This window comes from Nitrospira sp. Kam-Ns4a, from assembly GCF_965152595.1.
This window is the reverse complement of the sequence record NZ_OZ224218.1, coordinates 502,952-516,753: the sequence shown is the minus strand read 5'-3', so window position 1 is coordinate 516,753 and position 13,802 is coordinate 502,952. Positions and strand designations below refer to the sequence as shown.

At 66.2% G+C, this 13,802-nt stretch carries 15 protein-coding genes; 11 read left to right on the top strand and 4 right to left on the bottom strand.

What is annotated here, in order from left to right; translation table 11 throughout:
- Position 1: 1 nt before the first annotated feature.
- From ACWHYQ_RS02585 to ACWHYQ_RS02570, 4 genes are all read right to left on the bottom strand, one after another.
- On the bottom strand, positions 2-1,210 hold the full coding sequence (locus ACWHYQ_RS02585; protein WP_447974195.1) for a transketolase C-terminal domain-containing protein: 1,209 nt from the start codon (positions 1,208-1,210) through the stop codon (positions 2-4).
- Between the two features lie 69 nt (positions 1,211-1,279).
- Positions 1,280-1,936 carry a carbon monoxide dehydrogenase beta subunit family protein gene (locus tag ACWHYQ_RS02580; protein ID WP_447974194.1) on the bottom strand — a complete coding sequence of 219 codons (657 nt, stop codon included), beginning with the start codon at positions 1,934-1,936 and terminating at the stop codon, positions 1,280-1,282.
- A 753-nt stretch (positions 1,937-2,689) separates the two neighbouring features.
- Positions 2,690-2,977 (bottom strand): YciI family protein, encoded by a 288-nt coding sequence (locus tag ACWHYQ_RS02575; RefSeq protein WP_447974193.1) that lies wholly within the window; start codon positions 2,975-2,977, stop codon positions 2,690-2,692.
- Between the two features lie 65 nt (positions 2,978-3,042).
- Positions 3,043-3,459, bottom strand: coding sequence for a DUF2203 domain-containing protein (locus tag ACWHYQ_RS02570; RefSeq protein WP_447974192.1), 417 nt, complete (start codon positions 3,457-3,459; stop codon positions 3,043-3,045).
- A 476-nt stretch (positions 3,460-3,935) separates the two neighbouring features.
- On the opposite strand from ACWHYQ_RS02570, the gene rho reads away from it, so the two are divergent.
- From rho to hisA, 11 genes are all read left to right on the top strand, one after another.
- Positions 3,936-5,186, top strand: coding sequence for a transcription termination factor Rho (gene rho / locus ACWHYQ_RS02565; protein WP_447974191.1), 1,251 nt, complete (start codon positions 3,936-3,938; stop codon positions 5,184-5,186).
- An 83-nt stretch (positions 5,187-5,269) separates the two neighbouring features.
- Positions 5,270-5,473, top strand: a complete 204-nt coding sequence (rpmE, locus tag ACWHYQ_RS02560) for a 50S ribosomal protein L31 (protein ID WP_447974190.1) — start codon at positions 5,270-5,272, stop codon at positions 5,471-5,473.
- Between the two features lie 76 nt (positions 5,474-5,549).
- Positions 5,550-6,656 (top strand): peptide chain release factor 1, encoded by a 1,107-nt coding sequence (gene prfA / locus ACWHYQ_RS02555; RefSeq protein WP_447974189.1) that lies wholly within the window; start codon positions 5,550-5,552, stop codon positions 6,654-6,656.
- Positions 6,653-7,570, top strand: a complete 918-nt coding sequence (prmC, locus tag ACWHYQ_RS02550) for a peptide chain release factor N(5)-glutamine methyltransferase (RefSeq protein ID WP_447974188.1) — start codon at positions 6,653-6,655, stop codon at positions 7,568-7,570. Before prfA ends, prmC begins: the two co-directional genes overlap by 4 nt.
- A gap of 88 nt (positions 7,571-7,658) precedes the next feature.
- The gene (murA, locus tag ACWHYQ_RS02545) at positions 7,659-8,924 is read left to right on the top strand and encodes a UDP-N-acetylglucosamine 1-carboxyvinyltransferase (RefSeq protein WP_447974187.1); all 1,266 of its coding nucleotides are present in this window, start codon (positions 7,659-7,661) and stop codon (positions 8,922-8,924) included.
- Positions 8,925-8,928: 4 nt separating this feature from the next.
- A complete protein-coding gene (gene hisG / locus ACWHYQ_RS02540; RefSeq protein WP_447974186.1) occupies positions 8,929-9,597 on the top strand; it encodes an ATP phosphoribosyltransferase in 669 nt (222 codons plus the stop codon).
- 64 nt (positions 9,598-9,661) lie between these two features.
- Positions 9,662-10,945 carry a histidinol dehydrogenase gene (gene hisD / locus ACWHYQ_RS02535; RefSeq protein WP_447974185.1) on the top strand — a complete coding sequence of 428 codons (1,284 nt, stop codon included), beginning with the start codon at positions 9,662-9,664 and terminating at the stop codon, positions 10,943-10,945.
- Between the two features lie 14 nt (positions 10,946-10,959).
- Positions 10,960-11,544, top strand: a complete 585-nt coding sequence (gene hisB / locus ACWHYQ_RS02530) for an imidazoleglycerol-phosphate dehydratase HisB (protein ID WP_447974184.1) — start codon at positions 10,960-10,962, stop codon at positions 11,542-11,544.
- Between the two features lie 69 nt (positions 11,545-11,613).
- Complete coding sequence (gene hisH, locus ACWHYQ_RS02525; protein ID WP_447974183.1) at positions 11,614-12,258, top strand: imidazole glycerol phosphate synthase subunit HisH; 645 nt, start codon at positions 11,614-11,616, stop codon at positions 12,256-12,258.
- 47 nt (positions 12,259-12,305) lie between these two features.
- The gene (locus tag ACWHYQ_RS02520; RefSeq protein ID WP_447974182.1) at positions 12,306-13,067 is read left to right on the top strand and encodes a hypothetical protein; all 762 of its coding nucleotides are present in this window, start codon (positions 12,306-12,308) and stop codon (positions 13,065-13,067) included.
- 13 nt (positions 13,068-13,080) lie between these two features.
- Positions 13,081-13,800 carry a 1-(5-phosphoribosyl)-5-[(5-phosphoribosylamino)methylideneamino]imidazole-4-carboxamide isomerase gene (gene hisA, locus ACWHYQ_RS02515; protein WP_447974181.1) on the top strand — a complete coding sequence of 240 codons (720 nt, stop codon included), beginning with the start codon at positions 13,081-13,083 and terminating at the stop codon, positions 13,798-13,800.
- Positions 13,801-13,802 lie beyond the last annotated feature (2 nt).

Below are 13,802 nucleotides of genomic sequence, written 5' to 3'. Positions count from 1 at the left end.
CTCAGCTCCCGCGACCGGCCAAAGAAATAGCCTTGATGCCGAGCGCAGACTTGATCTCCGACACGATGATCTCAGGCGGCATGGTCATGCCTCCCGCCACGTGCGGTGCCGCGATGACCCGGTCGCTGTTTGGGATGCTGGCCTTGATCTCCCGGGCCAGCCAACCCGTCACATTGAACTCCGGGACGAAGATAAGCCGGGCGTTCTTAGTCGCCTCGCGAATCTCCTCCCCAGGCCACGGCCGCAGCGTTTTGATCTTGACCAGGCCGACCCGGATCCCCTCGTCCTCCAACATCCGGATGGCTTCCCGCCCCTGCGACACCGCCGTCCCCGAGCTTACGATCAAGACGTCCGCGTCGGTGTTCTCAGTGTCAATCAGTCCGCCCAACCACGCGATCGCGTGCTTGCGGGAGCGTTCGATGGCCGCCCAGATTTCCTGCTGCCAGCTCGCGTGGGTCGCGTAGCTAATGTAGTTGCTCTTCATCACGAAGGGGTCCCGCATCATCCGGACCGGCGGGCATTCCATATCCATGCAGGGCACCGGCGACCGATAGGGATCATACGGAGGCAGACACATGTCGGCTGGGGTCAGGTACACCACGTCCTTCGTGTGCGTGACGAAGAATCCATCGCAGCAGAGGGCGAGTGGCAGGTGCACGTCTGGCTCCTCGGCGACCATGTAACCCTTCAGGATCCAGTCGTAGAAATCCTGGGCCGTTTCGGCGTGCCAGACCAGCATGCCCGTGTTCAAGAGGTAGGAAATCTCCAACGTGTCCGGCTGGATCGAGAGCGGGGAGTTGATCCCGCGGCAGGTCACGATCATCTGGATCGGGAGCCTGGCGCCGGCCCACATCGGGAAGTTTTCCATGGCGCGCATCGTGCCGGGCCCAGCCGTCGTGGTGAAGACCCGCGCGCCGCCAAAGGCCGCCCCGGCGCATTGGGACATCACGGCAAACTCGCTCTCGCCGCGGAAGTAGTCGCCTACATACCCTTCGGCGAACAGCTCGCCGATCAGGGCAGCCGCCTCGCTCTGGGGGGTGATCGGATAGGCGATCATGATGTCCACGCTGGCTCGCCGGATCGCTTCCTTGATGACCTCGCTGCCGGTGAAAAACGAGGGCGTGCGAGGCGCCTCGAACAGCATATAGCGCGGGTCGGTGTAGGTCTGTCCCTTCTTGTTTTGCTGGCCGATCACCGATTTGGCGTCCATGGACCGTGCCTCCTTTCCAACTCGCATCTCGCGCCGAGCATGGGAACGGACGCGCCTGGCCTGAGCGATTTAGTTTGAGGCTCCGCTCTTGATCACCTTCTCTGACACCTTGACCGTCCCCTTGAGTTTCTTCACCCAGTCCGCCAGCCTCATGATCTTCTCCGGCGTCGCGTCCCGGAACGACAGCATGGCATCTTCGTGTCCGGCCTGGGCGCACATGGCGATCGTGTAACAGGAAGTCCCGCCGCGGATGATCTTGAGCGAAAGGTTCGCCTGATGGCAGTGTACTCCGACGAACATGCAGCAGTCAATCTTGTTGTGCCAGATGGTCAGGTTCGGGTGGTTGGGGTTGATTTCGATCTCGGGGTTGATCTTCGGGTACTTGGGCCGGTAGTCGGGCATCGGAATGAGCATTGGGTGCTGCTCTGGCGTCACGCATTCCTTGATCGTCTCGAACAGGTGCCGGATCGCCGTTGCCTTCTTGGCAGCCTTCTCGTTCCACGCCCAGAGCACCAGCGGACCCGGGAAAATCGTCGGGACCTTCGCCATGAGGAATTGGCGTGCAGCCTCTTCCATTGCCCGTTCCTCGGGGACGATCACGCCGTTGATGTGGGCCTCACCTGGGTTAGGCAGGCGAATGCCCATGGTTGCCGCCGCGGGCGGCAGGAAATGCTCCGGTCCCGGCAAGACTCGATAGTGACCCGCTCCACCACCTAACTGACTCATCAGACGAAACTCCTCGGAATCGTGCTCAGTGCGATGAAGGTTTCTCTATGCAGGCTGCGAACTTGTTGCTTCACTTTAGGCGTGTCAAAGAGGTTATGCAAGCCGGCAGAAGGCCCAACCGGTCGGGAAGATGGGCTATGCTTCTGCCCAAGCCTAGGCCTTTTGGGCAAACAAGAGGCTTCATATTCTTCAATTCTCACGCTGAGTTGGACGCCGTAGTATAGCGACTCTTCGCGCGCCTTGTCAAAGGTTTTTCCGACGACATTGGAGCGGCCCGGGCCGGCTTCGCTGCCCCCTACGGGGGCGCTGGAACTGTCGCATCCTGCCAACAAGTGCCCTAGCCTGCATTATTCATGAACGCTTCTGCTGCAACCGCAGATTCGCGGCTGCGACAAGCCTGCGTGCGAATTTCAAGCACGCAGGCGGGCGGGCTCGCCGCTCAGTCAGTCAACGTGCTGCAGGGAGCACGCCTCCTTCCTTCGCGGCTCCACGCGCCCGTCTCGCCAGGCGACTCCGCGATTTCGCGACGAACCGCCATGAATAATGCAGGCTAGGAGCCTGTCCAAACATTGACCACGCTGCTGCGGCTAACGCTGCCCCGCTGGTATCCGCAGACAGGCTCCTAGTCCCCTGGTCAGGGGGCGAGCCTCCGCTGTGGGGGCACGCCCGGACAGGCGTCCCGACCAATCGTGGAGGCCCCATGGCGAAGCGATGACCAGGGACCGTCCAAGGGCTCAGGCAACGGCGGCTGCCTCAGCCGCCAGCCGGCTTCTTGGGGAATACTTGCAGGAGGGGATGGATCTCGTACCGCTCGAACACCCTGTAGAGGACGTAGGGGTCCTCCCTGATGAAGGCCTCGGCTTCCTCACGGGAGTCCACCTCGATCACGATGAGGCTCCCCGTCCCGTCCGTCAGCGTGCCGGCCAGGATCAGCCTGCCCTGCGCGTCCAGCTTCTCCAGTCTCGCCAAGTGGGCCGGCCGGTGAACCTTGCGACGGGCTTGGCCGTCGGGGCCGTCGAGTCCCAGGATGATGAATGTCACAAGCGCGCTCCATGACCCAGGGTGGGCAAGCCTGCAGGGGGCGGCGAGCCGGGAAGCCGCCGGCGCTAGTCACCAGTTTCTTGCAATGGTTGGCGGCCGATGAACCCGGTGTGCACTTCATGCCACCAGCGGATCTCGGGCTCCCCCAGCTTCCAGCACAAGAACACGATTCGGCCGTCCAGCAGATAGGGAAAATCACAGAGCCCCATGTCCACGTCTTTGACGAGCACCCCCATCTCTTGGATGGCCTGGAGGTTGCTGCTGATCTCCTGGAGGGCATGGATGTAATGGCGGCCGGCGAAGCTGCCCCCGCTGAGGTGCGCCTTTCCCGCGGCCTTTTTGATCTCATCTTTGACGCGCAGGAGCACGGCCTTGTTCCGCTTGACGGTAGTCAGATACTCCTCGAGCTGCGGAATAAGGCGGTTCGCCTCGGAGCGGGTGAAGATGCGGTCGAGGTTTTCGCCTTCTTCGCGATGCGCCATGGTCCCGTGAGTATAATAAGGTCCTTCCGGAGACTGCTCCCGCCCACCTGTGTAACACAAATGCCGGGGGGACGCAATCACGGCGTGGGCGGTCGGGCCCGCCGAGCCGCGGCCTACGCGGAATTTAGGTATTGACAAATGCCGGAGGGCCCGATAGTATTGTAACGCCTAGCTTTCCAATACGACCGGAGCTCACTTCCACCCCTGTGTAGCTTCCCAGGGCTAGTCTCGAATCAAGCCAGTAAGCCAAGATGCCGGACTGTGGCGCGCTTCGCCGGGCGGCGAGGTGGCGACCGTGGATAGATGAAGGACGAGGCGTCGGTCATCAGCCCTTCGTGGGTCACCCTCTCAAGGCACGCATAACTACCTTCGACAACTCGTCCATGTATCGACATGCAGTCTTGTCGTGGTTGATCCGGGGTTCACGCCCGTAACGGCTTGACGAAGTGGCGATTATCATGTCAAGGGAGAAAACCATGCATCTTGCGGAGTTGAAGCAGAAGAGCATTGCGGATCTGAACGAGGTTGCCCGCGAGCTCAAGATCGAGGGCGCGGCCAACCTGCGCAAACAGGAACTGATCTTCGCCATTCTGCAGGCACAAACGGAGAAGAACGGCGTGATCTTCGGAGAGGGCGTCCTGGAGACCCTTCCCGACGGCTTCGGCTTCCTCCGGGCCCCGGATTCCAACTATCTCCCGGGCCCCGACGACATTTATATTTCGCCGTCGCAGATCCGCCGGTTCAACCTGCGGACCGGCGACATCGTGTCGGGCCAGATCCGCCCGCCCAAGGAGAGCGAGCGCTACTTTGCGCTGCTCAAGGTCGAGAAGGTCAATTACGAGGATCCGGAGGTTGCGCGGGACAAGATCCTGTTCGACAATCTGACGCCCCTCTACCCCGAGGAACGCATCAATCTCGAGTTCGATTCGGAGGAGTACTGCACCCGGATCATGGATTTGATCACGCCGATCGGGAAGGGGCAGCGTGGCCTGATCGTCGCGGCGCCCCGGACCGGCAAGACGATGCTGTTGCAGGCCATCGCCCGGGCCATCCTCAAGAACCATCCCGAGATCATCCTGATCGTGCTGCTGATTGACGAGCGTCCGGAGGAGGTGACCGACTGGCAGCGCCACGTCAAGGCGGCCGAAGTTATCAGCTCGACCTTCGATGAGCCGGCCCAGCGGCACGCGCAGGTGGCGGAGATGGTGCTGGAGAAGGCCAAGCGCCTGGTCGAGCACAAGCGGGACGTGGTGATCCTCCTGGACAGCATCACCCGACTGGCGCGTGCCTACAACACGATCGCGCCGCCCAGCGGCAAGGTGCTCTCCGGCGGGTTGGACTCGAACGCGCTCCAGCGGCCCAAGCGGTTCTTCGGCGCGGCCCGGAACATCGAGCACGGCGGGAGCCTCACCATCATGGCGACGGCGCTGATCGACACCGGGAGCCGGATGGACGACGTCATCTTCGAGGAGTTCAAGGGCACCGGCAACATGGAGGTCCACCTGGATCGGCGTCTGGCCGACAAGCGGATCTTCCCGGCGATCGACATCAGCCAGTCCGGCACGCGCAAGGAAGAGTTGCTCGTGGACCGGGACCGGCTCAACAAGATGTGGATCCTGCGCAAGGTTCTGAGCCCGCTGGGCACTATGGAGGCGATGGAATTCCTGCTGGACAAGATCCAGGGCACCAAGAGCAACCAGGAATTCCTCCAGTCTATGAATAGATAGCGAACGCCAGCAGCTAATAGCGAAGTGGCCGTGCCCATGCCGCTGCGGGCTATTCGCCCGTTGCTGCCCACGAAGGAGTTCACATGAAAAAGGGGATTCATCCGGCTTACCGCGAGGCGACCGTGAGCTGCGCCTGCGGCGCCCGGTTCAAGACCCGGACGACGGTCGGGGACATCAAGGTGGACATCTGCTCGAACTGCCATCCCTTCTTCACCGGCACGCAGAAGATCGTGGATACGGAGGGCCGTGTCGAGCGTTTCAAGAAGAAGTACGCCAAGAAGCGGTAAGCTGACGGACGGGCTCGTGCGGTGGAACCCTGCCCCACGGGGCAGGCTTTTTTGTTTTTAGGGACTGGAACGGACGATGGCTGACACGCACGCCGTCGAAACCAGAGAGACGCCGCGGCTCGCCAAGTGGGAGGCGGCGACCCAGCGCTACGAGGAGCTGACCCGGCAGCTCATGGAACCGTCTGTCCTCGCTCAGCCGGCCCTCCTTCACAAGCTGAACAAGGAACGGACCGAGCTGGAGCCGGTCGTCCGGCTCTACCACGAGTGGCGAGATCTGCTGCGGCAGCTTGAGGAAGCCGGGCGGATGCTCAAGGACCCCGACCTCGGAGCCGAGATGGCCAAGCTCGTCCTGGAGGAAACGGAGGGGCTGCGGGAGCGGTTGCGGGAGGTCGAAAGACGGGCGGTGGAGTTGCTTGTGCCCAAGGACCCGCGCGACGAGAAGAACACCTTCGTCGAGATTCGCGCCGGGACCGGCGGCGACGAGGCGGCGCTCTTCGCGGGCGACCTGTTCCGCATGTACGTCAAGTATGCTGAACGGAAGCGGCTGCGCGTCGAGGTCGTCGAAGCGCACGAGACCGGCATCGGCGGCTACAAGGAGGTCGTCATGCTGGTCGAGGGCAAGGGCGCCTATGGGCACTTTAAGTATGAGAGCGGCGTGCATCGCGTCCAGCGCGTGCCCGCCACCGAGGCGAGCGGGCGGATCCACACCTCGACGGTGACGGTCGCCGTGATGCCGGAGGTGGACGAAGTGGACGTGCAGATTGATCCCAAGGACCTGCGCATTGACACGTTCTGCTCGTCCGGCGCCGGCGGCCAGAGCGTCAACACGACCTATTCTGCGGTCCGGATCACGCACATTCCCACCGGCGTGGTCGTGACCTGCCAGGACGAGCGGTCTCAGCTCAAGAACCGCGCAAAGGCCATGCGGACGCTGCGGGCCAGGATCGTCGAGGCGGAGCGGGCCAAGCAGGAGGCCGAGATCGCCCAGGCGCGGCGCTCGCAGGTCGGCACCGGCGAGCGGAGCGAGAAGGTGCGCACTTACAACTTCCCCCAAAACCGCGTCACGGATCACCGGATCGGCCTGACGTTACACAAGCTCGACCAGGTCCTGGGCGGCGATCTCGACGAGTTGGTGGAGGGTCTGCGCGCGGCGCAGGCGAACGAGACCAAGACCGACTCATGACGCCTGGTCTTGCCCAGAGGACTCCGGCGGAAGCCGGGCCCGCCCCGGCGACCGCGGGCGCGTTGCTGCGCGCTGGGGTCGCCCTGCTGCGGCAGGCCGGGATCGAGAACGCCGCACGCGAGGCCGGCTGGCTCGTCGCGGCGGCCCTGTCCTGCTCTTCCCTGACGCTGCGGCTGGAGGCCGATCGCCTGCTCGAAGCCAAGCATCGGCGCCGGGCCTGGGCCCTGTTGACGCGGCGGGCAGCGCGCGAGCCGCTGCAGTACCTCCTGGGCACCCAGGAGTTTTGCGGGCTCGAGTTTGCCGTGAGCCCGGCCGTGCTCATCCCGCGACCGGAGACCGAGCTGCTCGTGGAGGAGTTGGTGCGAGCCGGGTGCGTGCGCGGAGGCACGGTCGTCGCCGACGTCGGCACGGGGTCCGGGTGCATCGCGGTGGCGGCGGCCCGCGCGCTGCCCGGCGCGTTGGTCTATGCCACCGACCTGTCGCGGGACGCCCTTCGGGTGGCGCAGGACAACGCCGCGCGGCACGGGGTCGCGGATCGCGTCCGGTTTCTCGCGGGCGACGGTTGCCGGCCGCTGGCAGCGGAGGGCCTGCACGGGCGGCTCGCTGCCCTGGTCTCGAATCCCCCCTACGTGCCCGATGCGGAGCTCGACCGGCTGCAGCCCGAGGTCGGCCGCTTCGAGCCGCGTCTCGCACTCGCGGGCGGGCCCGATGGGTTGACGCTGCACCGGCGCCTCCTGAGCGAGGCGAAGCCGCTGCTCATCCCGGGAGGCCTGCTGGCCCTGGAAGTCGGGCAGGGGCAGGCCGGGCGGCTGCGGGAGCTGGCCGAGGCCGAGGGCGGCTACCGGTACCTCGGCACGCGACATGACGCGGCGGGCATCGAGCGGGTCGTCTGCCTGCAGCGAATGCCAACTTAACAATGCGAAAGGCAAAAGGAAAAGATGTGCGCCATCGCGGGTAGTTTTTCATTTTACATTTTGAAATTTTCGTTGCTCTGAAACCGCTATGGATCGCATCGTCATTACCGGCGGCAGGCGGCTACAGGGAAGTGTTCGGGTCAGCGGGGCGAAGAACGCCGCGCTGCCTATCCTCGCCTCGACGCTGTTGGGCGGCGGGGATTGCATGCTCGGCAACGTCCCGCAGGTCGTGGACGTGGCTACCATGGTGAAGCTGCTGGGTCTGTTGGGCGTGTCGGTTCAGGTGGATGGAACGCGCGCCGTCGCCCGCGCCGATCGGATCACCTCCACCGAGGCGCCCTATGACCTCGTGCGGACGATGCGCGCCTCCGTCGTGGTCCTGGGGCCGCTGGTCGCCCGCTGGGGCGAGGCGACCGTCTCGCTGCCGGGCGGCTGCGCGATCGGCACGAGGCCGGTCAACCTACACCTGGCGGGGCTGGCCAAGCTCGGGGCCGAGGTCGGCGTCGAGCACGGCTACATCCGGGCGAAGGCTCGGCGGCTTCGCGGGGCGCGAATCTATCTCGACATCCCGACCGTCACCGGGACCGAGAATCTCATGATGGCGGCCTGTCTGGCAGAGGGCACCACGGTTCTGGAGAACGCGGCCAAGGAGCCGGAGGTTGTGGACCTCGCCGCGTTCCTGGTGAAACGCGGCGCGCGCATCCAGGGCGCCGGGTCCGACATCATCACGATCGAGGGCGTATCCGAGCTGCGCGGTGCCGACCACGAGATCATCCCCGACCGGATCGAGGCAGCCACCTACCTGATCGCCGGGGCGATCACGCGGGGGGACGTCCGCGTCGAGGGGTGCCGCCCCCGGCACCTCGAGGCGGTCGTCGAGAAGCTACGGGAGGCGGGCGCGGAGGTGACCGAAGGCAAGGAGAGCCTGCGCGTCAAGGCCGACCGCCGGCCCAAGGGAGTGGACGTAAAGACGTTCGCCTATCCGGGGTTTCCCACGGACGTGCAGGCCCAGTTCATGGCCCTGATGTGCATCGCCGAGGGCCCCAGCGTCATCACCGAGACCGTGTTCGAAAGCCGGTTTATCCACGTGCCGGAGCTGCGGCGCATGGGGGCTGACATCAAAGTGGAAGGGAGCCACGCCCTGGTCAACGGCGTCGAGCGGCTGACGGGTGCGCCGGTCATGGCGTCAGACCTGCGCGCCAGCGCCGGGCTGATCCTCGCCGGCTTGGCAGCCGAGGGGGAGACCGAGGTCTCGCGCGTCTACCACCTGGATCGCGGCTACGAGCGGATCGAGGGGAAGCTCCGGAACCTCGGCGCCGCGATCCGCCGCGTCAAGGGCCCCAAGGTCGGGTGACGGCATGCTCACGATCGCGCTCTCCAAGGGCAAGCTGCTGGAGCCGGCCCTCGCTCTGCTGACACGCGCCGGCTACGCGAGCAAGGCTCAGTCGGCGGACAGCCGGCGGCTCGTCTTCACCTGTCCGGACGCCGACGCGACGCTGCTGATCGTTCGCCCCAGCGACGTCCCGACCTACGTCGAATACGGCGCCGCCGACGTCGGCGTGGTCGGGAAGGACGTGCTGCTGGAGCAGGACCGGGACGTGTATGAGCCCCTGGACCTCGGCTTCGGCTTTTGCCGGATCGTGGTCGCCGCGCTCAAGGGCCGGGAGCTGCGGGATCGGCTGTCCGCCCGGATCCGGGTCGCGACGAAATATCCCAACATCACGGAGCGGTACTTCAATCAGAAGGGCGTTCCGGTCGAGATCATCAAACTGTATGGATCCGTCGAGCTGGCTCCCATCGTGGGGCTGGCCGACCGCATCGTGGACCTGGTGTCCACGGGACGGACCCTCAGGGAGCACCATCTGGTCGAAGTGGAAGCAATCGCGGAGTCCACGGCCCGGCTGATCGTGAACCGCGCGAGCCTCAAGATGAAGCACGGGCCGATCATGGAGCTCGTGGCGCACCTGCAGGGGGACGTGGTGCGTGCCAGGAGCCGCCGAGCGGGCCTGCTGGTCCGGGGCGGCTGAGCGAAGCGGCCGGGCCCGGGCCGGGAGAAGCCGGCGGCGCGCCGGAGCGGCGCAGGGGGCGACTATGAAGGTGATGATGAGGTCGGATCGAGCGTTCAAGACCGCGCTCGCGCGCGCGGTGTCTCGGGCGAGCCTGCAGGGCCGCGCGGTCGAGGCGACCGTGCGGACGGTCCTCAAGGCTGTGGAGCGGGGAGGGGACCACGCCGTCGCCCGCTATACGAAGAAGTTCGACCGCGTGAGCCTGAAGCCGGTCCAGTTCCGGGTCAGCCCCGAGCAGGTCAAGGAAGCCTACTATCACATTCGCAAGGAGGAAGGAGACGCGCTGCGCTACGCCGCCCAGCGGATCATGGCGTTCCACGAACGGCAACGGGCCAAGACCTGGATGTACCAGGACGGTGGCGCGACCTTGGGCCAGGTGATCCTCCCGCTGGACTCGGTGGGGCTGTACGTCCCCGGCGGGAAGGCCGTCTACCCCTCGACGGTCCTGATGTGCGCGGTGCCGGCCAAGGTGGCGGGGGTCCGGCGCGTCGTCATGTGCACGCCGGCCCAGAAGACAGGGATCAGCCCCTACCTGCTCGTCGCCGCCGACATCGCCGGGGTGGACGAGGTGTATCGGATCGGCGGCGTGCAGGCGATCGGCGCGATGGCGTACGGGACCAAGACGATCGCTCGGGTGGACAAGATCGTGGGGCCGGGCAACCAATACGTCGCGGCCGCGAAGCGCCTCCTCTACGGCACGGTCGGACTCGACATGGTCGCGGGGCCGAGCGAGCTGCTGGTGATCGCCGACGAGGGTGCCAATCCGGTCCACGTCGCGGCCGATCTGCTCTGCGAGGCCGAGCACGACGAAGAGGCACGGGTGTATCTCGTGACCACCTCGGAGCGCCTGGCCAGAGAGGTCGCCCGCCAGATCGAGGAGCAGCGGAAGCGCCTCAAACGGGACAAGATCCTGGCCCGCTCGATCGGCCAGCACGCAGCGGCCTTCGTCGTCGGCAGCCTGCAGGAGGCGATTGACCTGGCCAACGAGATCGCGCCCGAGCACCTGACGCTCTCGGTGGACCGCCCCTTCGATTTCCTCGAGAAGGTCCGGAACGCCGGCGCGCTGTTCCTCGGGCGGCACACCGCGCCGGCGGTGGCCGACTACGTGGCCGGCCCGAACCACGTACTGCCCACGGGCGGGACGGCGCGGTTCTTCTCGCCGCTTGGCGTGGACGACTACCTGAAGAAGAGCAACATCATCTCCTACAGCCGGGAGGAGCTGATCAAGGCCAAGGACCACCTGGCCCGCATCGCGCAGATGGAAGGGCTCGACGCGCACGCCAAGAGCGCGGAGAGCCGGTATCTCTGAGCCAGGAGGGGCCCGTGAGAAGCGCGACGGTCGAGCGAGCCACTGCTGAGACCCAGATCAAGGTCGAGCTTGCTCTAGACGGCACGGGGCGGAGCCAGATCCAGACGACCATCCCGTTCCTGGATCACATGCTCACGCTCCTGGCCAAGCATGGGTTCTTCGATCTCACGGTGCAGGCCAAGGGCGACACCGAGGTGGACGACCACCACACGGTCGAGGACATCGGCATCGTGTTGGGCCAGGCGCTCGCGCAGGCGCTGGGCTCGAAGGAAGGCATACGCCGCTTCGGCTGGGCCTCCGTGCCGCTGGATGAGACGCTCGTGCAAGTGACGGTGGATCTCAGCGGGCGGCCGTACCTCGTCTATCGGGTCGAGCTGCAGGAGCGGCGGATCAAGGCCTTCGACCTCGGTCTCTTCGAGGACTTCTTCCAGGCCTTCGCGACGCACGGGCGGCTGAACCTGCACGTCAATCTCCTGTACGGGCGCAACCCGCACCACATCATGGAGGCGGCATTCAAGGCCCTGGCGAAGGCGCTGGATCAGGCGACCTCCCTGGACGAGCGGGTCCAGGGGGTGCTGTCCACGAAGGGCAGTCTGTAGAGGGCGAGCGGCAAGGGGCGAGGGGAGACGCTCGGAAAATGAGGGGCCGCTCGCCCGCGCGTGAGCGTGATGATTGCGATCGTTGACTACGACATGGGTAATCTGCGGAGCGTGCAGAAGGCCTTCGAGGCGGTCGGGCACCGAGCCGTCGTCACGCGGGAGCGCCGCGTCATCGAGGACGCCAGCCACGTGGTGCTGCCCGGGGTCGGGGCGTTCGCGGACTGCATGGCGAACCTGGATCGGTACGGTCTCATTGGGCCGATCCGGCGGGCGGTCGCGGCCGGCAAGCCGTTCCTGGGGATCTGCCTTGGCCTGCAGCTCCTGTTCACGGAGAGCGAGGAGTTCGGCCTGCACCGGGGGCTCGATCTCGTGCCCGGCCGGGTGCGGCGCCTTCCCTTCGGCGGGGACGGCGCAACCGGCCCGGGCGGCCAGGCGGTGGCGCTGAAGGTCCCGCACATGGGCTGGAACCAGGTGGCGATCCGGCGCGCGGCCCCGCCGCTGCGGGGCATCGAGTCGGGGGCCCACTTCTATTTCGTCCACTCCTACGCCGTCGAGCCGGCCGATCCATCGGTCATCGCGACGGTCACGGAGTACGGGCGGCCATTTGTCTCGAGCGTCTGGCGGGACAACGTCTTCGCCTGCCAGTTTCATCCCGAGAAAAGCCAGGCGGCTGGGCTGCATCTGGTCAAGAATTTCGGCGACTGGCGACCGTAAATCGTGAAGGGTGAACGGTGACCAGTGACCAGACAAGGTGCAATGTGATGAGGGGGCTGCTCGGCCGCACCCTACGGTTCACCGCGTGCTGTTCCCTCTTCGCGCTCCTGTTCGTTGCCGGTTGTGGCCCGTCCAAGGTCCGGGTGGACGAGTCCCCCAAGCTCGGTGAGTACCGCGTGCAGTCGGTCGTGATCCTGCCGTTCGAGGCACTGCCGACGCCTCAGAGCACCGATACCAGCGGCGCCGACCTCTACGTGCCGCCGGGGATGGCGCGCTCCAGCATCTCGCTGGCGATCCCGCTGGAGGCGGAGCGGCTGAACAACCCGACGGCGACCGTGCCGGCCTATGCGCCCGAGAAGGTCACCCGCTTCGTGTACGGACGGCTGCGGAAGTGGGCCGGCCTCCGCGTGATCGCCCCTGGTGAAGCGGCGGACGCGATCAAGGCGGCACAAGCGGGCAGCGGCTCGTTGGAGGAGGTCGGCAAGCGGGTGGCGCAGCGGCTGCAGGCCGACGCGGCCCTGGTCGGCCGTGTGCTCATCTACCGGGAGCGCGGCGGCAGCAAGATCGGCGGAGACCCCGCGACCGTCGGGTTCGAGCTGAAGCTGGTCGCTGCGGATGGGACAACGCTGTGGGTCGGCAACTACTACGAGAAGCAGAAGCCGATGATCGAGGATTTGCTGGGCTTCTGGCAGCGGGGTGGGGTCTTCGTCACGGCGGACGAGCTGGCCCGGTACGGCGTGGACCACGTGCTGGAGAAGTTTCCGTTCGGGGCGCCGCCCGCGCGGTATGAGCCCGAGGGGCTGTCCTAGCGTCATCACACCGATGCTAGTGATTCCCGCCATAGACCTGAAGGACGGACGCTGCGTGCGGCTTAGGCAGGGGGACCTGCGCCGGGAGACGGTCTATTCCGAGGATCCGGCGGCGATGGCGCTTCGGTGGGAGCGCCAGGGAGCGCCGCTGCTGCACGTGGTGGATCTCAACGGGGCGGTGGACGGCGCGCCAAAGAACCTCGCGGCGATCGCGGCGATCCTGGCGGCCGTGTCCGTCCCGATTCAGGTCGGCGGCGGGATCCGGACCCTGGAGACGATCCGGCGCTACCTCGCCGAGGGCGTCCAGCGGGTGGTCCTGGGCACGGCAGCGCTCCAGGACCGGGGCCTGCTCGAGCGCGCCTGCGCCGAGTTCCCCGGGCGCATCCTCGCGGGGGTGGACGCGCGGGATGGGAAGGTGGCGGTTCGCGGCTGGACCAGCCTCTCGGACCGGACGGCCCTCGAGCTGCTGGACAGCCTCTCCGGCTGCGCGCTCGGCGGGGTTGTCTATACCGACATTGCGCGGGATGGCATGCTGGCGGGGCCTAACCTCACCGCGCTGCGGACCGTCGCGGACCGGGCGGCCTGGCCCGTCATCGCCTCCGGCGGCATCGCTCGATTGGAGGATCTCGAGGCGATCAAGGCGCTGAGCCCGCGCATCCAGGGCGCGATCGTCGGGAAGGCGCTCTACGAAGGCACGCTGGACCTCGCGGCGGCCATCGCCGCCGCGGCCTGACC